This is a genomic window from Cryobacterium sp. TMT1-3 (genome assembly GCF_004402315.1).
Lineage (GTDB): Bacteria > Actinomycetota > Actinomycetes > Actinomycetales > Microbacteriaceae > Cryobacterium > Cryobacterium luteum.
On the sequence record NZ_SOFW01000003.1, the window covers coordinates 21383 to 42432 of the forward strand.

Annotated in this window: 13 protein-coding genes; 12 read left to right on the plus strand and 1 reads right to left on the minus strand. The window is 67.5% G+C overall.

The window, feature by feature from the left end:
* Nucleotides 1–30 precede the first annotated feature (30 nt).
* The 6 genes from E3O25_RS00185 to E3O25_RS00210 are packed head-to-tail and all read left to right on the plus strand — an operon-like array spanning nt 31 to nt 4928.
* Nucleotides 31–465, plus strand: coding sequence for a type II secretion system protein (locus tag E3O25_RS00185; protein WP_092107147.1), 435 nt, complete (start codon nt 31–33; stop codon nt 463–465).
* The gene (locus tag E3O25_RS00190) at nt 462–1082 is read left to right on the plus strand and encodes a type II secretion system protein (RefSeq protein ID WP_166805927.1); all 621 of its coding nucleotides are present in this window, start codon (nt 462–464) and stop codon (nt 1080–1082) included. The genes E3O25_RS00185 and E3O25_RS00190 overlap by 4 nt, the downstream gene beginning before the upstream one ends.
* Complete coding sequence (locus E3O25_RS00195; protein WP_134360172.1) at nt 1073–2494, plus strand: hypothetical protein; 1422 nt, start codon at nt 1073–1075, stop codon at nt 2492–2494. Before E3O25_RS00190 ends, E3O25_RS00195 begins: the two co-directional genes overlap by 10 nt.
* A 6-nt stretch (nt 2495–2500) precedes the next feature.
* Nucleotides 2501–3604, plus strand: coding sequence for a type IV pilus assembly protein PilM (gene pilM / locus E3O25_RS00200; RefSeq protein WP_092107153.1), 1104 nt, complete (start codon nt 2501–2503; stop codon nt 3602–3604).
* On the plus strand, nt 3601–4269 hold the full coding sequence (locus E3O25_RS00205; RefSeq protein WP_092107155.1) for a hypothetical protein: 669 nt from the start codon (nt 3601–3603) through the stop codon (nt 4267–4269). The genes pilM and E3O25_RS00205 overlap by 4 nt, the downstream gene beginning before the upstream one ends.
* The gene (locus E3O25_RS00210; RefSeq protein WP_134360173.1) at nt 4266–4928 is read left to right on the plus strand and encodes a hypothetical protein; all 663 of its coding nucleotides are present in this window, start codon (nt 4266–4268) and stop codon (nt 4926–4928) included. The genes E3O25_RS00205 and E3O25_RS00210 overlap by 4 nt, the downstream gene beginning before the upstream one ends.
* A 12-nt stretch (nt 4929–4940) precedes the next feature.
* Here E3O25_RS00210 and E3O25_RS00215 read toward each other — a convergent pair whose 3' ends face one another.
* Nucleotides 4941–7835: a bifunctional diguanylate cyclase/phosphodiesterase gene (locus E3O25_RS00215; RefSeq protein WP_134360174.1), complete on the minus strand. Its 2895-nt coding sequence runs from the start codon at nt 7833–7835 to the stop codon at nt 4941–4943.
* A gap of 281 nt (nt 7836–8116) precedes the next feature.
* Here E3O25_RS00215 and E3O25_RS00220 point away from each other — a divergent pair, with 281 nt between their 5' ends.
* The 6 genes from E3O25_RS00220 to E3O25_RS16825 form a co-directional block, all read left to right on the plus strand.
* Entirely contained in the window at nt 8117–9259 is a 1143-nt protein-coding gene (locus tag E3O25_RS00220) for a serine/threonine-protein kinase (RefSeq protein WP_134360175.1), read from the plus strand.
* On the plus strand, nt 9259–15273 hold the full coding sequence (locus E3O25_RS00225) for an Ig-like domain-containing protein (protein WP_134360176.1): 6015 nt from the start codon (nt 9259–9261) through the stop codon (nt 15271–15273). Before E3O25_RS00220 ends, E3O25_RS00225 begins: the two co-directional genes overlap by 1 nt.
* Nucleotides 15274–15302: 29 nt before the next feature.
* Nucleotides 15303–16268 carry a MoxR family ATPase gene (locus E3O25_RS00230; protein ID WP_092107165.1) on the plus strand — a complete coding sequence of 322 codons (966 nt, stop codon included), beginning with the start codon at nt 15303–15305 and terminating at the stop codon, nt 16266–16268.
* Entirely contained in the window at nt 16265–17653 is a 1389-nt protein-coding gene (locus E3O25_RS00235) for a DUF58 domain-containing protein (RefSeq protein WP_092107167.1), read from the plus strand. Before E3O25_RS00230 ends, E3O25_RS00235 begins: the two co-directional genes overlap by 4 nt.
* On the plus strand, nt 17650–20316 hold the full coding sequence (locus E3O25_RS00240) for a transglutaminase-like domain-containing protein (RefSeq protein WP_134360177.1): 2667 nt from the start codon (nt 17650–17652) through the stop codon (nt 20314–20316). Before E3O25_RS00235 ends, E3O25_RS00240 begins: the two co-directional genes overlap by 4 nt.
* Nucleotides 20317–21050 (plus strand): DUF5684 domain-containing protein (locus E3O25_RS16825; RefSeq protein ID WP_241988457.1); only part of this gene is annotated, 734 nt, incomplete at its 3' end.

Consider the following 21050-nt stretch of genomic DNA (forward strand, 5'->3'; position numbering starts at 1 on the left):
CTGCGCTAACCACCAGTGAAAGGGGCGACCATGCCCTCGCGGCCGAAACGCGTCCCGGAACCGTGCGACGAGCGCGGTTTCGGGGTGGTGGAGATTGTCGTGGCCATGTTCCTGATCGGGATCCTGGCGGTGGCGTTCCTTCCCATTCTGGTGCAGAGCGTTCGAGTGACCGCCGCGAACGCTCGCCTCACCGAAGCGACCCAAATCGTTGCCCAGCAATTGGAGCGCGTCGGGGCCGCCGGGTCGAGCTGCTCAGCGGTCAAGGCCATCACCGCGATCGTTCCGGCGGTGGTGTCGACCGAGCGTGGTCTGCTGCAACCGCACCTCAGCCTTGACCTGCCGGTGTCCGATGTTTGCGTCGAGCCGTACCTGCGCGTCGTGCAGCTGCGGGTCTGGGTGTCAGACGTCGGCTCATCCGAGGAACTGGCCGCCGCGGAGACTCTCATTCTGCTGGATGCGCCGTGACCGGCGCGGCCGTGACCGGCGCGGCCGTGACCGGCTCCGCTGCCAGAGGCACCGCTGCATCCGCTTCGACGGCGCCGGAGTCGGGATTCACCCTGATCGAACTACTGGTCTACGTGAGTTTTGCCGTGGTCATACTGGTGATCGTCGGCGGCATGTTGATCAGCTCGGTCGGAACCGAGCGTGACGTGCGCAGCACGACCGAAGCGACCAATCTCGGCCAGCTGATCAGCCGGTCGGTGCAGTCCGGCGTGCGGAACGCCTCACAGGTGTCGTTGCAGAACATCGACGACACCCAACTCCTGGTGGCACGAACAGCGGGCAGCGCGGCATCCGTGGTGTGGGCGTGCCAGGCATGGTTCTACACACCGGCGGCCGGCGGCTCGGTCTACACGAAACGCATTTCACCGGCGAGCCTCATCGCGGCACCCGGCGGCGACCTGGCGAGCTGGATCAAGCTCGGCGAGGGCGTCAGCACGAACGGCTCAGCGGTTTTCGGCGGGGTCAACGACCGCATCACGATCGCCCTCGATCTTGAGGCCGGCACCCAGCCCTCCGTGATCGTCAACACGACGGTGACGCCGCGCACACTCGCAACGGTGGGTGCCCCGTGCCTCTGAACCAAAGACAGCTCGGCCACCCGGGCACCGAGCGGGGCAGCGCGCTCATGGGCGTGATCGGCGTCATGGGCGTGCTGATCGTGATCACGCTCACCCTGACCACGGCCACGCTGTACTCGCTCGATTTCACCCGCAGCACCCGGGCGTCGGTGCAATCGGTCGCCGCCGCCGAAAGCGGTGTCAGCGCCGCCCAACTCAGCCTGACCACGGGCACCTGTCGCCCCGCTTTCTCGCGCTCGTCGCCGCAGTTCACGGCCGCGGTGTCGTACTCAGTGAGCGGGACCGGTGACGCCTGGGTGGCGGGCTGCCCGCCGGTCGGTGTGCCGGCCGTGCGGCTGCGCGTCGAATCCACCGGCAGCTCGCTCACCGGCCCGGCGTCGGACGAGGCCACGGTCGAGGCCATCTTCGATTACGAATCGGCCGTGTCCCCCGGCGTGCAGCCCAGTGGTGCAGCCATGTATCTCCACGGTGGCGTGGTATTCATGAACAACGCCAACCTGCTCGTTGCCGAGTCGGGCCGGGCGGCCATCCAGGTGAAAAACGGCAACGTGTCGTGCTCCAACAACACCGTGATCGAGGGCGATGTCGTCGTAGCGGCTGGCAACCTCAATATCAGCGGATGTTCCATCGAGGGCAACGCCTGGGCATCCGGGGCGGCGACGCTCGGCGCAGTTACCGGCAACCTGACCGCGGCGAGCGTCAACCTGACCGCGGCCCAGCGGGCCAGCCGGATCGGTGGCGTTTACACCCGGAACACCGTCGGCACGCCCATTCCGACCGTGCCGGCCTGGGTGGACCTGAACTACGTGCCGAGCGACTGGGTCGACGCGAACGGGCTGCCGTACCGCGTCGCGCCGATCGGCCTCGGCTGCACGATCGACACGAGCCTTCTGGCCGCGGCCGTGGCGGTGAACGGCGGCAAACCCATCATCATCAACGCCCTGGCCCTTTGCCCGCTCGGCGTCACCGCCGTCGGCACGGTGAAGCTGCCGGGCGACGTCGTGATCTTCGCGAACAAATTCACCTTCGTCAACAATGTGCAATTTCAGTCCTCGACGACTGCGCGGCACAAGCTCTGGTTCATCACGCCCGACCTGGTGGCCGACCAGCTGCCCACCTGCGGTGTGCTGCAGGGCGACTTCTGGATGAAAAACAGCTTCACGATCGCGCCCACACTCGACGCGATGACCTACACCCCGTGCCGGTTCAACGCCATGAACAACTTCGAATGGCGCGGCCAGCTCTACGCGAACGGCGCCAACGACTTCAAGAACAACACCCGGTTCGAGTCCGCGCCGCTCGGGCTGCCGGGAATCGACCTCGAGACCGGCACGGTCACCGGGGGAGGTTCGGCCGGTGCTGTTGCCCGGCTGGGAAACATGACGTCAATGAGGGACCTGAACGATGGATAACACACTATGACGCGCCACGTTGTCGGCATCGACATCGGCCGGGCCTCGTTGCGCGCGGTTGAACTGGCCGACGCCAGCCGGGAGCAACCAACAATCGTGCGCTTTCATGAGGAGGCGTTGCCCGACGGTGCCGTGGGGCGCGGCGAAGTTCTCGAGCCCAACACGGTGGCTTCCCAGCTGAAACGGTTATGGGCCGGCGGCAAGTTCACCAGCAAGAATGTGGTCATCGGCATGGGCAATCACCGGGTGGTTGCTCGCGACCTGACCGTGCCTGCGCAACCGATGCGCAGCATCCGCGAAGCATTGCCGTTCCAGGTGCAGGACCTGCTCTCCGTTCCGGTGTCCGAGGCCCTGCTGGACTTCTACCCGATCAAGGCGATGCCCGGTGACGGCCAGTCGGGGCCGCAGCTCAATGGACTGCTCATCGCCGCGGTGAAAGATGTCGTGTTGCGCAACGTTCGCGCGGTGCAGCTGGCCGGTCTCAACCCGGTGGCGGTCGACCTCATTCCGTTCGCCCTCAGCCGGGCCATTCGTCGCGGCGGTCCCACCGACGACGTCGTCGCGCAGATCGACGTCGGCGCCGGCACGACGAGTGTCGTGATCACGGCGGCCGGTGTGCCCCAGTTCGTGCGGCTCATTCCGGCCGGCGGTGACGACCTCACCCAGGCCCTGACCGCGCACCTCGACCTGCCCGCCGATCAGGCGGAAGCCCTCAAACGCGCGTCGGGAATCGGCCTCGGCGGGCCGCTCACGGCCAGCACAGTGGATGCCGGCGGGTCGGTCGATACCGCTGCCGACGGCGCCGCTGCGACCGCTGCGCTCGTCATTCACGAGGGAGTGAGCGAGTTGTTGGCGAGCCTGCGCAACACCGTGAACTATTTCATCCACACCCGCAGCGACCTGCCCGTCACCCGCATCGTCCTCACCGGCGGCGGAGCCCGGCTGGGCGGGTTCGCCGCCCAACTCGCCGACCTCACCCGCCTGCCGGTCGTACCGCCGAACCCGACCGGCGGTCTCGCCGTGGGCAAAGGCGTCGACGCCGAGCGGCTGGTCAATTCCCGCGGTGACTATCTCGTTGCACTCGGTCTCGCGCTCGGACGAACAGCATGAGCGCCGCGAAGTCCCTGCACGACCCGGTCATCGGCGGCGAACCCCGGGTCGACCTGCTGCCGCCCGAAGTCACGGCCGAGCAGAAGGGAGGCCGGCTGCGCCGCGCACTCGCCGTCGCGGTCGTCGCGGTCGTGTTCGTCACGGCCGGAGGCGTCGCGGCCGTCTTCTGGGAAGCGCAGCGCAGCGAGGCCAGCCTCGCCGTCGTCGAGGCCCGCACGGCCGAACTCCTCGCCGCGCAGGGTGAGTACGTGGAGGTGCGCCGGGCGCAGGAGGAGGTCGACGCGACGGTCGCGGCGCGCCGCCTGGCGGCATCCGTTGATATCAACTGGACCGATTACCTGGAGCAGATACGCACGCGCCTGCCCGGCGACGTCGTGATCAGTGCCGTGGTGCTCGACGCGGGTTCGCCGTGGGCGCCGTACGGGCAGTCGACCGCGCCGCTGCAGCCGAGGCGCGTGGCCACCGTTAGTCTCACGCTGACCAGCCCGACCCTGCCGAGCGTTCCGGACTGGCTCGACGCCATGGCGACCCTGCCCGGCTACGCGGACAGCGCACCGAACCGGGTGGCGCTGCTCGACTCCGGCGGGTACGAGGTGAGCCTCACCCTGCACGTCAACGCCGAGGCATTCTCCAACCGATTCGCAGAAGCCGAGGTGACCCAGTGACGATGACCAGATGGTGGCTGGTGGGGGCGATACTCGTCATCGTGCTCGTCGTCTCGGCCGGATTCACGTTCGGTATCTCACCCAAACTCGAGGAGTTGAGCGCGTCACGCGCGACGCGCACCGCGGCGCTGGCGCAGAACGACGTCTACGAATTGCAGCTCGCTGCCCTGCAGCGCGAATTCGACGGCCTCGAGACGGTGCAGGACGAGCTCGCGGTGCTTCGGGAGGCGATTCCGGAGGGGGCAGCGCTTCCCACCTTTGTCGGTCAGCTCGACGCGATCGCCGCCCGCACCTCGGTCACCCTGACCGAATTCTCCTCGGCCGACGCACTGCCCTATGCGCCGATCGTGCCCGACACGTCAGCACCGGACACCACGGTGCCCGACGCGACGCCCGACACGACGGTGCCGGAGGCTGCGGATGCGGCCTCCGCCGCGCCGAGCCCACTGGTGACCACAGACAATTTCGTCGCCGTGCCGGTCACGATCTCGGTGACGGGAAGTCTCGACGCCGTACTGCAATTTCTCGACGGCCTGCACAACGGTCAGCGTCTGATGACGGTGACCTCGTTCAGCTCGGGCACCCCGAGCGCCGACGTTCCCGACCAGGTGACGGGCCAGATCGCGGGGATCGTCTACGTGCTGCTCAACACGGACTGAGTTCGGGCGATCTCACGGGTGCGCGACCAGGGTGGGCTGCGCCGCCGGCGAGGGACGGGAGAAGTAATAGCCCTGACCGTAGCGGCAGCCCATCTCGCGCAGCAGGTCGCGCTGACCGGCGGTCTCGATTCCCTCGGCGATCACGTCGAGGTGCAGCACGTCAGCCAGCCGCAGAATTCCCTCGACCACTCCGCGGTCGCGGCCCGATTCTTCGATGCCTTGAATGAAGGTCATGTCGATCTTGAGCAGGTCGAAGGTGAAAGCCCGCAGGTGCGTGAACGAGGAATAGCCGGTGCCGAAATCGTCGATGGCGAGGCGCACGCCGAGCTGTCGCAGCTCGGCGAACGTCGCGGCGGCCGTGCCGATGGCGTCGAGGAGGGAGCTTTCAGTCAGCTCCAGGCAAAGCTGCTCCGGCGGAAGCCCGGACACGCGCAGGGCCTGCCGCACCACGTCACTGAAATCGTCGCGGGTGAACTGGCGGGCCGAGACATTGACGCTGACGGTCACCCGGTCGAGCCCCGTTGCCGCGAGGCAGGCCTGGTTGAGCACCGCCTGGCCGATGTCGGCGATGAGGCCGGACTCTTCGGCGAGGGCGATGAAGTCGCCCGGCATCATGATTCCGGTGGCCGGGCGTCGCCAGCGCGCCAGGGCCTCGGTCGCGACGACCGTGGCCGCCCCGCCGTTTTGGAGGTCGACGATGGGCTGATACCAGGTCTCGATCTCGCCGCGGCCGACGGCCTCGCGCAGGGCCATCTCGGTCTCCAGCCGGTTTGACGTGACCGCGCGAACGCGTTCGCCGCCGACTTCAACCGCACCGTGACCCTGATTCTTGACCAGGTACATGGCCTGGTCGGCGTCACTCAACAGCGATTCGGGATCGGACGAGCCACTGCCGAACGCGATTCCGATGCTCGCGTCGATCGATGCGGTCGCCGTGCCAACACGGATCGGTTGCACGAGCGACTGCTGCAGACGTTCGGCGATGACGGCCACCTCAGCGGTCGAAGCGATGTCGGGGCAGAGCACGACGAATTCATCGCCGCCGATGCGGGCCACGGTGTCATTGGCGCGGGCGCCGCCCACCAGACGAGCGGCGACTTCAACGAGAACGGCGTCTCCGGCCTGGTGGCCGAGCGTGTCGTTCACGGCCTTGAAGCCGTCCAGATCGAGAAAAAGTACCCCGACACCGCGCCCGCTCTGCGTAGCCGCGTGCAGGGCGTCGTCGAGACGGCCGAGCAGCAGCAGCCGGTTGGGCAGATCGGTCAGGGAATCGTGGAAAGCCTGGTGCTCCACCCGTGCTTCGGCCACTAGCCGGGCCGTGATGTCTTCGAGCTGGTAGAGCAGCCCGGTCACCCGCGCGTCCTCGTGAATCTCGGCGACGCTGACGTTGACGGTGATCTCCTGCGCGTGGCTACCGCGCAGCTGGCGCTCGGACGACTGGTGTGACTGGGGGCGAGCCGGCGGGGTGACGGGGTGACTTTCATCCGCTGAAATCGTCGGTTGAAAAATGTTCTCGATGGGCCGGTTCAGCACCTTTCCTGCCGGTCCCGCGAGCTCGAACAGGCGTCGATTGCCCTCGACGACGTACCCGTCGAGGGTGACGATGGCCGTTCCGAGGGGAGACGATTCGAAGGCTGCCTCGAAACGGGCGCGGGCAGCGGATGCCTCGTGCTCGGCCACGCGCAGAGCGGTCACGTCGGTGACGGCCGCCACATGCCCGACCACCACCCCGTCTGAATCGGTCGGCGACGTGTGCACCTGCACCCAGTTGATGCGACCCTTGGGCGTGCGAAAGCGCACCGACGTCTGGTACGCGGTGCCGGCGGCGGCATGCGCCGCCCACTCGCTGGTCACCCGCTCCAGGTCGTCGGGGTGGATCGCGGCCGCCCAGCCAGACCCGAGGGACTGGACGAGGCGCAGGCCGCTGAGGGCCAGCCACTGGTCATTCGCTGTCAGCAGAGCGCCGGTCGGGTCGAGCTCCACGATGCCAACGGGGGCGAGCCGCACGAGTGCGTTCAGCTGCAGGGCGGTGTCGGCCAGCTCGGCGGTACGCTCCGTCACCGCCGATTCGAGACCGGCGATCGATTGGGCAAGTTCGACGGTCGCGTGGTCGCGCAGGCGGTCGAGGTCGCGCAGTCGTGCCGCTGCGACCCAACTGACGGTGCAACCCAGCACCGTCATGGTGATGACGAGCAACACCACCCCGAATTTGGTGTCGTACAGGTTCGCCTGCTGCCCCCAGAGGCGTACCAGTCCGAGCACCAGCGGGCCGATGATGAAAAAGGGGATAGTCCAGCGCAGCAGAGTTCCGGCACTGCCGCGATCCGCGAGCAGTCCGGCGGGGCTGCTTTCGTAGCGGTGCAGTAGGAGCACGGAACCCAGAACGATCGTGCAGACGAAGGTCTGCGGGGCCATGGCGGCGAAACTGCCGAACGCGTACAACGACGACGCCCCATAGAGATACCCCAAAAAAGCGATCTGGCCTCCGCACAACGCCAGAAGCGCGAAAGCGGGGGACAGCCAGGTGCGGGCCAGGCCACTGGTCGCCAGCGAACAGCCAAGGAGAAGCCCGACGAGCGCCGTGGCGGGGGCCATAAGGAGCGAACCGGTGCCGGGTCTGATGCCCATCAGAATGGTGTCGATACCGATCGACCTGCCCATCAGCACTTCTACCAGGGTCAGGGTGCCGAGAAGCGCCACCACGGTGCCGATCGTGACAGCAACCCGCTGCTTATCGATGAGGAGCAGCCCCACCGCGAGTAACAACAAAATCACAGCGGTGGTCGGCTTCATTGACGCAAAGCCGGGAAGTTTGGTGAGCACCATCATGCCGGTGTACCAGCCGACGATCACGATCACGGTGGTCGCTCCAACAACGGAGACAGCCAGTCGTGCTATTTGCAGCATGGGGGGAGCCCTTCAGTTCCGAAGGGCTCGGTGCCGAACGATGCTTAAGGTTATGTCGACGACCACCCCCGAAGCAACATGAATGCTCACGTTTCTGCCGGTACCGTTCCGTTCGGCAGCCTCAACAATCATCACAACAGACACCCCCATTTTGGGGGTGTACCATAGCCCCGAGTGGGTGACGGGGTCGGGTGCCATTGTTAGGCTTGAGCTCGAGACCAGCTGAGTCTTTGCGTGGGGTAATCAAACGCAATAGAGAAACAATGCAGGTCGGGGGAACAATGGGCAGACGGCTTCCTTCCGCTCCGCCCGTTTTGTCGGGCTACACCTACGTGCGTCCCCTCGGTACCGGCGGATTCGCCGATGTTTTTCTGTTCGAGCAGAACATGCCGCGCCGCTCGGTGGCGGTCAAGGTTCTGCTGCAGGACATCGTCGACGATGACGTGCTGCGCTCCTTCAACGCCGAAGCGGACGTCATGGCGCGGCTCAGCTCGCACCCCGCGATTCTCACCGTGTACAACGCGAGCATCTCAGCCGATGGCCGCCCGTACCTCGTCATGGAATTCTGTCCCGGCTCGTACTCGGCCCGCGAGCGTGCGGAGCCGCTGCCCGTGGCGACCGTGCTCGCTGTGGCCGTGCGAATCGCCTGCGCCCTCGAGACGGCCCATCGTTCCAAGGTGCTGCACCGCGACATCAAACCCTCGAACATTCTCACCACCACCTTCGGCGGGCCGGTGCTTGGCGACTTCGGTATTGCCGCCTCGCTCGCCGGCGGTGCCCAGAGCGAACTGTTCGCCATGTCGCTGCCCTGGAGCGCACCCGAAGTGGTCGACGAACGTACCACCGGCACGATCGCTACCGAGGTTTGGTCCTTCGGCGCTACCATCTACTCGCTTCTGGCCGACCGGGCTCCGTTCGAACTGCCCGCCGGTTCCAATGGGTCGCGCACCCAGCTGAAGCAGCGCATCAACCGTGCCAGGTACACCAACATCGGGCGAGCGGATGTTCCCGCCTCCCTCGAGAACGCCCTCGCCCGCATGATGAGTCGCGACCCCGCTGCCCGCCAGACGAGCCTGCTCGAGTGCGCCCACGACCTGCAGCGCGTGGAACGAGACCTCGGGCTGCCCCTCACCGCGCTCGAAGTGGCGGACGAAGCGTGGGCATCCGCTGGCGCACCGGTTGACTTCAACAACCAGGAGTCGCGCGGGGCGATCATCTCCGACGTGATGATGCCCACGTTGCGCCCCGGACCGCGGCGCAGCGCGCGGCGCCCAGTCTCGCAAACCCGCGAGGGCACCATGCCGGGCGGCGGCGCCGAGCGCACGCGGTTCACCCCGCTCACACTCAGCCTGCTCCTCACTGGCGCGGTCGTTGTCGGAATCGGTGCCACCGTCGGTGCGCTCGCGCTCGCCGGGGTGTTTTGATGGGCGGCGAACGCAGGCGTCGGCACCTGCCGCTGCTCTTGAAGGCGCGCCTCGGCGTCGTTCGCATCATTGCGGTCGCCGCGATCGGCGCGCTGCTGGCCACGGTGGCCATCGTCGTCGACGGTTTCGACGTGAAGCAGACGCCGGTCAATGCCAGTTCGATCTGGGCTTTGCAGAGCGGCGAGGGCAACCGCTACGCCCGTATCAACACCGACCTCGGTGAAGTCGACACGGTGAAGACGGTGCCGGCACCGAGCGAACTGGTACAGACCGATACCACCGTGCTGCTCTACGCCCAGAACAACGAAAAAGTCGTCGACGTGAGCCTCGCGGCTCCGATCGACCTCGGTGACGACGCGGCCGACTACGACAGCACGCCGGCCGGCACCCGAACCATCGTGTCGTCGGGCTCCTGGGTCGGCTACCTCACGAGCGCGGGAACAGTCTTCGCCGGCGCTGTCGGCGGTGCCGGTGATGCTGCCGAGCCCCGCCCGGTGAACCCCTACGCCAACGATGAGGTCGTTCCGGGTGAGACTCCCCGCGTTTACCGCTCCGATTCCATTGCGATCACGCCGGATGGGGTGCTGTACAGCTATTCGAGCGGGGCCGAAAGCGTGCTCCGCTATTCCATCGACGACGACGAGGTGGTGGGTGAAGACGCCGTCACCGACGGTCCGGCCGATGCCGGAAGCCAGCTGACCGTCGTCGGTGACACCTGGGCGGTGCTCAGCGTGAGCGGCGAGCAACTGTGGCTGGCCGGCCGGAACGAACCCATCGAGACGAACCTGAGCGAACTGGCCCTGCTGCAACGCCCCAGTACCGATGATGACGACGTGCTCATCGCCGACCAGACCGGCCTGGCAGCCTTCGCCCTCGCCGACGGCGCTCGCACCGAGTTGGTCGGGGACACTGCGCTAAACGGGGGCGCCGGAGCTGTGCTCGGTGCGCCCGCCGCCCCCACGTCGTATCACGGAGAGCGCTACGCGGCCTGGCTGCCCGCCTCCGGCACCGGCGGAACGCTGTTCAGCGAGAGCGCCGGCGAGTCCGCCTTGAGCTACGGCGCGGTCACGCCGAACGGTGACGCCGCCCCGGCGTTTCGCGTCAACGAATCGCTTATGATTCTCAACGACACCCGAAGCGGATGGGTGTGGACGCTTCCCGACGGCGCCCTCGTTCCGAGTTCCCAGGACTGGACCCTGGCCGCCGTTGACGAACCGCAGCGGCAGGACGACGTGGAAGAGGCGTCCGAGGTCGTCGAACCGAAAGCCCCCGTGGCCGTGCCGGATTCCTTCGGCGTGCGCGTCGACCAGCTCGTTACGCTGTCGGTGTTGCTCAACGACCACGACGCCAACGACGACGTGCTCAGCGTGGTGCCCGATTCGGTCACCGGTCTCGACCCCGACTGGGGCACCGTCTTCGTGACCGACCAGAACCAGGTGCTCGCCGTGCAGGTCGCCCCCGGCGCCAGCGGCTCAGCCACCTTCAACTACGCCATCACCGACGGTTCCCGCACCGACGGCCTCAACTCGCCGTCCACCACAGTCACCCTCACCGTGCACGGCGACGACGTGAATTCAGCGCCGGTCTGGTGTGGCACCGACGGCTGCCTGCAGGAGTGGCCGAGCCCCGAGGTGCAGCCGGGCGGCACGGCGACCGTTCCGGTGCTGCCCGGCTGGGTCGATCCCGACGGGGATCCTATTTTCGTCGCATCCGCTCACAACACCACCGACATCGGTTCGGCCAGTGTGACGCCGGCCGGGGTACTCGTCTACAAGCACCCCAACGCGGCCGAACAGAGCGCGCAGTCCGCCACTATTCTGGTGGGCGTCTCGGACATCCATGGTGCCGCGACCGAGAAACCGCTCACGATCACGGTCACGCCGACCCCGCGCCTCACGGTGGAACCGTTCGCACTGCTCGCCTCGGTGAATGAACGCATTACGGTGAATCCGGCTGAGTATGTGTCGGGCGTTGCGGGCCTGTACCGCATCGAGTCGGCCACCATCCCGACGAGCGCCGAGGGCTCCACCGTGGCCATCACCGCCAACGGTACCGCCTTCGACTTCGCCGCGACCGCCATCGGCAACTACACGGTCAGCCTCACCATCGCCGACGACGTCAGCGAGGTCGTGTCGCTCGTGCGCATCTCGGTCGTGTCAGCGGATGCCCAGGCCCTCACGACCTCCCCGGTGACGGTTTTCGTGCGGCCCAAGGCCGACACCAGTGTGGACGTCTTCTCCGCCGTCTCCAACCCGGCCGGGCGCGTGCTGTTGCTCGGCGAAGCGATTCCCGAGACCGTGCTCGGCGCTTCCCTCAGCGTCGACGTCGTCGGGCAGAACATTCTGCGGGTGCGCGGTTCCACGGCCGATGAACAGCCGGGCAAGCTCGGAACCGTGCGGTACACCGTGTCGGACGGCACCGAGAACCCGCTCTACACCGTGCGCGGCGAGGCCACGGTGTACCTGCTTCCGGCATCCGTTCCCCAGGCACCGATCGCCCTAAACGACAGCGTCTCGGTGCGGGTCGGCGCCCAGATCGACATTCCGGTACTCGACAACGACGTGGCGCCCGACGGCAATATCGTACTGCTCAACGCCGAATCGGTGCGGAACCGCAGCGACCGGGGTCTCGCCTTCGCGGCCGGCGCCGAGCTGCGCTACCTCGCCCCCGACGAACCGGGCAGCTACGAACTCACCTACAGCGTGTACACCGCTGGCGCACCCGAACTCATCGACTCGGCCGTGGTCGCGGTCGAGGTGCTGCCCGACGGCGATAACACCGCCCCCCAGCCGCACACCCTGTACGGTCGGGTGCTGTCGGGGGAGAGCATCGAGATTCCGTTCGACAGCTTCGGCACCGACCCCGACGGTGATAACGTCGTGCTCGATCGGGTACTCACCCAGCCGGCCCGCGGAACGGCGTCGATCAACGCCACCGGCGACGCCATCGTCTACTCCAGCCCCCTCGACTATCACGGCGCCATCGAATTTCAATACCGCGTGCGCGACACCGGCGGGGCCACCGGTCTCGCCCTCGTGCGCATCGGCGTGCTCGACCAACGCTCCAACCCGAGCCCGATCACCTTCAGCGACTACGTCGAGGTGCAGGCCGGAGCAGACAACCAAGTGGTGGTCTTTCCCGCCGCCAACGACATCGAGCCCGGTGGCGGCAACCTGACCCTGAGCATGGTCACCCCCGACGCGGCGGCCGGCACCGTCGAGTTCGACGCGCTCGCCGGGCGGATCGAATCCGTCACCGACGACCGGGTGGTGTTCACGGCTGGCGAAGAGCCGGGCCTGCTCACCTTCGTCTATTCCGTCACCAACGCCAACGACGACGTCGGCCAGGGACTCATCGTGGTCAAGATCGTGCGTACCTCCGTTCCGGACTATCCGGTCGTGATTGACACGACCCTGGCTTTAGACGAACGTGACACGTTCCCGAAGGGCGTCGACGTCGTCACCGACAAGGTCTCCTGGAACTCCGGTGACGTCTCTGACCTCACCCTCACGCTGTGGGGCAGCCACCCCGGCCTCGAGGTGTCGGGCTGGAAGATCAGCGGCGATGTTCCCGACGAGGGCCTGCTCGCCCCGTTCGTCCTGACCGGACCGAACTTTCAAGGGGTCGAGGTGACCACCTACGGGTTTCTCCGCATCCCGGCGAAGGACGCCATCATCATCGCGCTTAAAAAGGGCAACCTCGAGCAAAACGTGAAGGAAGACGCCTCGGTCAGCTTCGACCTGACCAGCCTGGTATCGATTCCCGCTGGAACCACGCTGGAACTGCAGCGCACCGGCATCCGCTCGTCGGGGGAGCGCGGCAACGCAACCTGCACCTTCGATTCCGGTACCACGGTGACCTACACGGCCGGGTCTGACGCGCCCTGGACCGACTCCTGCACCGTGCCGGCGCGCATCGACGGGCAGGAGGACTACACCCAGCTGGTCGTGCCGATCGTGGTCGAACCGCTCGACCCGCAGCCGGAACTGCGCCCGGCGGCACTCACCGCGAGCCCTGGCTCCGAGGCCATTCGTTACGACCTCAGCCACATGGTGGAGTGGCAGGGCAAGGGCGACGTGCCGGCCCTGACCTTTGCGATCGACTTCTCCTCCGATCAGTTCACCGTGCAGCAGGACGGCGCGATCCTCACCATCGGTGTCGCCGACAACGCCGTGGCCGGCCGCGAAGCCGCCGTCTCGGTGAGCCTGTCGAGCCACCGCGATGTGGTTTCGGCGGTGCTCGCGCTCAAGGTGGGACCGGCGCCGAGCGAACTGCCCAAGGGCGGCACCGTGGCCACGACCTGCACGCAGTCGTCGGGCTCCAGCTGCTCGATCGCGGTCGTCGGAACCGCCGGTGAGGTCAACCTGTACCGCAACACGCCGCTCGAACTGGTCTCCGTCACCGCGCCGAGCACCTGCGTGGGTGTGTCGTTCGCGGTCGAGAATTCCAAGAACGTGCGAGCCAGTTGGTCGGGCGACACTGCCGGAGGGGGCTGTGAGGCGAGCTTCGTGGTGCGCGACGCCCAGGGCAAGCTCAGCGCCGGAAGCCGCAACGGGTCGATCACCGTGGACCTGCAGGGCTACCCGAAGGCGCCGAACGCGGTGGCGCAGATAGCCTACGGCAACCGTTCGCTGACCCTCTCGGTGAGCCCCGGCGGTGCCAACGCCGCCTACCCGGCGCTGGAGGGGTTCAACCTGTACCGCAATGGAGCCTCGGTGGCCCGCTGCGATACCTCTGGTAACTGCGGTCAAATCACCACGACGGCGAACGGCGACCAGGCGGTCTACGAGGCCAGGGCCGTCAACGCGGTCGGCGAATCGCGCACCGCGGTGAGCGTGACGGCCTGGTCGTACGACACTCCGGGCATGGGCGCACTCTCGGCGGAACCCGTTTTCAAGGACGGCACCACGAGCGCATCGACCGGTGCGGTCACCGTGACCATCGAGAACACCGACCCTTCCACGAACCGCTACCGCATCGGCGACGCCGTCATCGATGCCGCCGCGGGACGAACGACGGTGCACCAGCTGGCGCTCGGCGTGGGGGCACAGACCGTGATCGTCACCCCCCTCAGCAGTTTCGTGCAACCGGCCGGCAGCGGCCCGACCGAGGAATCGAAGAGTCAAACGGTGCTCGTGGCCGGATCGCCCCTGATTACATCGCCCGGGGTGCTGACCTCCCAGAACCGATCGATCACCGTGACCGACGCCCGGTTTGACGTGAATTCCAGCGTTCAGCCGCCAGAGGTGCTGTACGTCGCTTCGCTTACCGCGGGTGCAGCCTGCACGCTGACCCCGGCGGGATTCACCCCGGAGGGCGCCGGCTCATCGGACGACCCCGCGATCGGCGGCCTGACCAAGCACACCAAGTACTTCGTGACCGTCTGCTACTCCAACGGCTACGGGGTCACACAAACCGGTGCCGGTTCGATCACGACCTGGGAGAAACCGGCCGCCCCCGGCAACGGAACGTACACCTACGGCATGGGGGCGCCGGCCAACGGTGAGTACCGGCTGACGATGCCGACCGCCAAGGCCACCGTGCCCGCCGATTTCGTGGTCGACTTCAACGGCTACGACGAGTCGACCGGGTCATCCGTTTTCGGAGCCGACCCCGGCATCACCGCGCGGTACTGCACCGATAATGACGCCAGCCTGTGCAGCGACTGGTCGACGGTGACGGCAGCGGATGCTTCGCGCGCCTGGCAGGTCAGGTACTCGGTTGCCAGCCTGACGACCGCGCAGTGCGTGATCGGCAGCACCCTCGAGGTCGCCGTCGATGCAACCTCGACCGGTCTCGCGACGGCCGTCGTCACCCGCGCCGAGTACGACGTGCCCAACCCGAACGGCGGCCGCATGTGGGCGTATCGCGACGGCGCCAACGTTCCCGGTGACGCAGCCCAGACGAGAAACGTGAACTGGACGATCACCTGGACCGCGCCCCAAACCCAGGGCCTCGCCACGGTCTCCGGCGTGACCCAGACCACCGCCATCCCCTGCAATCCCGCCTCGTAACGCCCCGCCCCACTGAAAGAGCCACACACATGACAATCACCTCGGAGCAGTCAGACTGGTTTGCCGCGACCTTCACGATGATGGTCGACAACGTTGAGCAGGTCGTGCTCGGCAAGCGCCACGTGATCGAACTCGCCTTCACGGCGATGGTCAGCGAGGGCCACCTACTGCTCGAGGACTACCCGGGCACCGGCAAGACCTCGCTCGCCCGCGCCATGTCGCAGACTGTGCAGGGCGTCTCGACCCGCATCCAGTTCACGCCGGACCTGCTGCCCGGCGACGTGACCGGTATCACCGTCTACGACCAGAAGACCGGCGAGTTCGAGTTTCACAGCGGTCCGATCTTCGCCAACGTGGTGCTCGCCGACGAGATCAACCGGGCCAGCCCGAAGACCCAGTCGGCGCTGCTCGAAGCGATGGAAGAGGGTAACGTCACCATTGACGGCGTCACCCGCTCCACCGGCGTGCCCTTTCTCGTCATCGCCACCCAGAACCCGATCGAGCAGGCCGGCACCTACCGGCTGCCCGAAGCGCAGCTCGACCGATTCATGATGAAGGCCTCGCTCGGTTACCCCGACCTCGCGTCGACGATTCGCATTCTTGAGGGCACCGCCGACGTGCGGCACGAACTCACCCCGGTGATCACCCCGCAGGCGCTCGTGAGTATGAGCGACATCGCTCGTGGCGTGTTCGTGAACCCCCTCGTCTATGACTACATCGGCCGTCTGGTCGAGGCCACCCGCGATGCCCGTCAGGTGCGCATGGGCGTGAGCGTGCGTGGCGCCCGCGCCCTCACCAAGGCCGCCAAGACCTGGGCTGTCGCCCACGGCCGCACCTTCGTCACCCCCGACGACGTCAAGGCTCTCGCCGAGCAGGTGCTCGCGCACCGCATGGTGCTCGATCCGGAGGCCGAGTTCGACGGCGTCACCGCGAGCGCCGTCATCGGTCAGATTCTGCTCGACGTCGTACCGCCCAGTCGGAGCGACCTGGCGTGAGCTTTCACACCGAATCGCGGCGGTCCCAGACGTCAAATCTGGCTCGCACCAGCACCCAGACCAGGTCTGCAACGCACACCCGGTACAGCAGCACGCGCACGAGCAAATCAACGACGTTGACCCTCGTGGGCGCCGTGGTGCTCTGGATGCGCGTCGCGCGAATGGTGCGAATCGGTGTGAAGGCATCCGTTGAGTGGGTCGGTGAGACGGTCACACCGGCCGGGTGGGTCGTGGTCGCAGCGGCGATCGTGCTGCTGCCGCTCGGCCTGGTCTTCGGCTGGACCGAACTGATCGTGACCGGCTGTGTGGCGGTTGCGCTCATTCTCATCTCGCTGCCGTTTCTGGCCGGCGGTCGCGCCTACAGCGTGGACTTCGTGCTGCCGGTCGATCGGGTCGTCGCCGGCTCCGAGGTGCTCGGCACCCTCACCGTGACGAACATCTCCAAGCGGCTCGAACTGCCCGGTCGCGTTGACGTTCCCATCGGCAAAGGACTGGCGGATGTCTACGTGCCGCTTCTGCGCGCCGGCCAGGTGCACGAAGAGCACGTTCGCGTGCCCGCCTACCGCCGCGGCGTCATCGACGTGGGCCCGGTCACGACCGTGCGCAGCGACCCGCTCGGGGTGCTCGGCCGTGAAGTGGCCTGGGCCGACGTGAACCACCTGTTCGTGCACCCAGTGACCGTGTCGATTCCCAGTACGAGCGCCGGTTTCGTGCGTGACCTCGAGGGCAATCCCACGAGTGACATCGTCGACTCCGACATCTCTTTTCACGCCATTCGCGAGTATGCCCCCGGCGATGGGCAACGGCACATCCACTGGAAGTCCACCGCGAAGACCGGCAAGCTCATGGTGCGGCAGTTCGAAGAGAGCCGACGCTCCCGCCTGGCCATTGTGCTGAGCCTCAACGCGGCGGAGTACGCCTCCGAGGAGGAGTTCGAGATGGCGGTCAGCGCCACCGGGTCGCTCGGCGTGCGCGCCATTCGCGACGGTCGCGATCTCGCCGTCGTGGCGAGCGAGGAGATCCCCGATATCGTGCGCCGCAGCATCCGTTCGGTGCGCAGCCTGAGTGTCGTGTCGACCCGCACCCTGCTCGACGACCTCACCGCGATCGAGACCAGCCCGCACGCCATGAACGTTGAAGATGTCTGCGTGCTCGCCGCCCAGGTGGTGCCCGATATTTCGATCGCGTTCGTGGTCTGCGGCTCGACCATGACCGCGCGGCGCCTGCAGGCGCTCACCCTCAAATTTGCCGGCAACGTGCAGGTCGTCGCCGTTTTGTGCAACCCCGCCGAGCAGCCGAGCTTTCGCGACCTCGCCGGAACGAGCGTGCTGACCATTGGCGTGCTCGACGACTTTCGCTCCCTGCTGAGCCGAAAAGCCGCATGAGCGCCCCCGCAACGCCGACCTCCGACGCCGGCCGCCCCGTGACCGGGGCCATGCCGACGATTCGGCCGCGCCGACCACGCCGCGCCCGCAGCCACCGCCGCCGGGCCCGCGTGATCAACGCCCTGTTCGTTGTGGCGATGATGCTCGTCGCCGTCTGGGCGGCCTGGCCGATCTACCAGGACGTGAGCTACCTGATCATGGCGGCCGGCGCGATGCTCACCGGCATCGCCCTCGCCTGGCTCGGCGCCCGCCGGGGCTGGTCCTGGTTCACCGTGTTGCTGGCCGTGCTCGGCGGCTACCTGCTGCTCGGTGTTCCGCTCGCCGTTCCGACCGCTCTGAGCAGCGTGCCGAACATTCTCGGCGGGCTGCTCGATCTCGTGACCGCAACGGTGTTCAGCTGGAAGGAGCTCGTCACCATCGCTCTGCCGGTCGGCTCCTACCAGAGCCTGCTGGCCCCGGCCTTTCTGCTGTTTCTCGGCGGCACCACGGTTGCGCTGTCCCTGGTCTGGCGCGGCGGCCGACTCTTCGCCCTCGCCGTGCCGCTGATCTTCGCCGTGCAGCTGTTTGGCCTGGTCTTCGGGTCGAGTGCCGTGAGCATTCCGCTGACCGTGCTCGGGTGGAGCGTGCCGGCACCGCGGGAAAGCCTGATCGGCCTCGCCGCCCTGCTGCTCGCCTTCGGCTTTCTGGCCTGGCGCACCCACCTTGCCCGCAGCGACGCGCTCGACCTGGCCGCCCGCACGACCGGGGTGCGGCGCACGCCCGGCGGCCTCGGCGGTCGCGTGCGCCGAGGCGTTCTCGCCGGCGGTGTGCTGCTGCTCGCCATCGGTGTCTCGCTCGGCGGACTCTCGGCCACCTGGGCGACGCCGGCTCGCGACGTGCTGCGCAGCAGCATCGACCCGGCTGTCGACCTGCGTGAGTACATCAGCCCGCTCAGCCAGTACCGCAGCTACTTCAGTGCGGAGCGGTACGACCAGCAACTGTTCACGGTGACCGGCGCCGCCGACGCAGCCGCCGCCGGCACCGCATCGCGCGTGCGCCTCGCCGTGCTCAGCTACTACGACGGCGAAGTGTTTCGGGTCGTGAACCCCGCCGCGGGCGAGAGCGACCAGATCACGGCCTTCGCCCGGGTGCCGCACTCGCGTGCCTCGACCGCGCAGCGCGTCACGACCAGGTTCGACATCGCCGGGTACAGCGGCGTGTGGATGCCGGGCGCAGGCGAGCTGTCCAGCATCCGCTTTGCCGGTGATCGTGCCGCCGAACTGAGTGACGGCTTCTTCTACAACGCCGGCACGGCCTCGGGTATTCAGCTCAACGCCCTCGAAAACGGTGACCGCTACACGATGGTCTCCGAATCTCAAACGGAGGCGACGACCCTCGCCGCTCTCACCCGCCCGGCCGGCGTTACGATCGACGACGCTTTGATTCCCGCGAGCCTCGCCGACTGGGTCGACGCCCAGGCGGTCACGAGTGATGGTGCCGGACTGGCCGAACTGGTCACCCGGCTGCGCGAGCGCGGCTATCTCAGCCACGCGCTCACCGCACCATCCCTCGACACAGCGCCCGAAGACTCCTGGACCGCCGATCTCGGCGACTATCAGTTCTCGCCGAGCCTCTCCGGGCATTCGGTCGCCCGCATCGACACGCTCTTCACCGCGCTGCTCGAGAAGCAGAACAACACCACGGCCACCGAGAATTCCCAGCTCGTCGCCGCGATCGGCGACGACGAACAATTTGCGGTGGCGACGGCGCTGCTCGCCCGCCACCTGGGGTTCGAGTCCCGGGTGGTGCTCGGCTTCACCCTCGACGCTGCGACCACTGCGGGTGCTGCGCGGACCGTGGGCGCGGCGAGCGCCTGCCTGCAGGGCATCTGCTCGGGGCGGAACCTCGCGGCCTGGGTCGAAGTGGCCGCCGGCGACGACACCTGGGTCACCGTGGAGGCGACCCCGCAGTTTCAGAACCCGCTGTCGCCCATCGATGACACCACGCGCGACCCGCAGTACAACACCGAAGTCATCGCCGAGAGCGCCACCGAACAGCGCGCTCCCGAAGCGAACCCGACCAGCGGTGAAGACCAGCAGGAACAGGAAGAGGTCACCGGCCCCGACCTGGCCTGGCTGTTCGCGGCCCTCAAGATTGGCGGCATCAGCCTCGCCGCCTTGCTGGCGATCAGCACGCCGTTCCTGGTCATTCTCGGTGCCAAGCTGAAGCGTCGCCGGGACCGATACCGCGCTGCCGACGTGTCGGCGCGGTTTGCCGGCGGCTGGGACGAATACGTCGACGCCGCCGTCGACCGCGGCCTCGCCGACCAGGGCAGCATGACCAGGGTCGAGATCGCGTCGCAGTACGGGTCGGTCGGCGGCACCGTGCTCGCACACCTCGCCGACCGCGCCGTGTTCGGCCCGGTGCCACCCGGGACCGGCGACAGCGATGCCTTCTGGGCCCTCGTCACCGCGGAACGGGCGGGCCTCGCCGCGAGCGGCACGCGCCGCGACCGCTGGCGCGCCGCCCTCTCCCTGCGCTCCTTTGCTCGGCTGGCGGATGCCGGTCGACTCTTCACTTTTCGACGACGCATTTCTCGATACGTCACGACCACCGTGCGCTCGAACCGGCGCGACACCAGCAGAATGGGGGAGCGGCCGCACACCAGCGGCCGCGAAGCATAAATGGATGAATCATCTGGAGCGGTGATCGCGGCAATCGTGGTGACCGTGCTGGTCAGCCTCGGCGTGTACGTTTTCTCGGCAATCGCCCTCGGCAGAATCTTTGTGAAGCTCGGGGAACAAGCCTGGAAGGGCTGGGTGCCGATCGTCAACACCATCACCCTGTTCGAGCTCGGTCGCTATTCGGCCCTCTGGGTTATCGGCCTGTTCATTCCCGCAGCAAACCTGGTGGCCCTCGTCGTCTTCATCATGGCGGTCAACAATGTGAACCGGCGTCTGGGCCACGGCGGCGGATTCACGCTGCTCTATCTGGTCTCCTTTCCCATCTGGGCCGGCGTTGTCGGCTTTGGCAAGAGCGTCGACACCGGCTGGATGCCCGGCGTGGCCGCGACCGGATACGTGCCATTTGCCCCGGTGACGCCCCTGTCGATGACGCCCCTGTCGATGAGGGCTGCGGCTGTGGCTGCTGCTCCGGCCGAGCCGCGCCTGATGCCGCCCGCTCCGCCGGCCCCTCCGGCGGCGTTCCTGGCGGCGGCTCCTCCGGCTCCTCCGGCACCGCCCGTACCGTCCACGCCGCCGGCTCCGCCCGTACCGTCCACGCCGCCGGCTCCGCCCGTCGTGAGTGGTCTGCCCACCGGACCGCCGCCGTTCTACGTGAGCGCGCCGCCAGCCCCGCCGATAGCGGCGCAGCCGGCGTTCTCGGCGCCGCCAGCCCCTCCGGCGCCGCCCGTCTTTGC

Excerpts from the sequence above, each read along its gene's own strand:
- E3O25_RS00185 (WP_092107147.1), top strand. The coding sequence starts at position 31 with ATGCCCTCGCGGCCGAAACGCGTCCCGGAACCGTGCGACGAGCGCGGT.
- pilM (WP_092107153.1), top strand. The coding sequence starts at position 2,501 with ATGACGCGCCACGTTGTCGGCATCGACATCGGCCGGGCCTCGTTGCGC.
- E3O25_RS00205 (WP_092107155.1), top strand. The coding sequence starts at position 3,601 with ATGAGCGCCGCGAAGTCCCTGCACGACCCGGTCATCGGCGGCGAACCC.
- E3O25_RS00215 (WP_134360174.1), bottom strand. The coding sequence starts at position 7,835 with ATGCTGCAAATAGCACGACTGGCTGTCTCCGTTGTTGGAGCGACCACC.
- E3O25_RS00220 (WP_134360175.1), top strand. The coding sequence starts at position 8,117 with ATGGGCAGACGGCTTCCTTCCGCTCCGCCCGTTTTGTCGGGCTACACC.
- E3O25_RS00225 (WP_134360176.1), top strand. The coding sequence starts at position 9,259 with ATGGGCGGCGAACGCAGGCGTCGGCACCTGCCGCTGCTCTTGAAGGCG.
- E3O25_RS00230 (WP_092107165.1), top strand. The coding sequence starts at position 15,303 with ATGACAATCACCTCGGAGCAGTCAGACTGGTTTGCCGCGACCTTCACG.
- E3O25_RS00240 (WP_134360177.1), top strand. The coding sequence starts at position 17,650 with ATGAGCGCCCCCGCAACGCCGACCTCCGACGCCGGCCGCCCCGTGACC.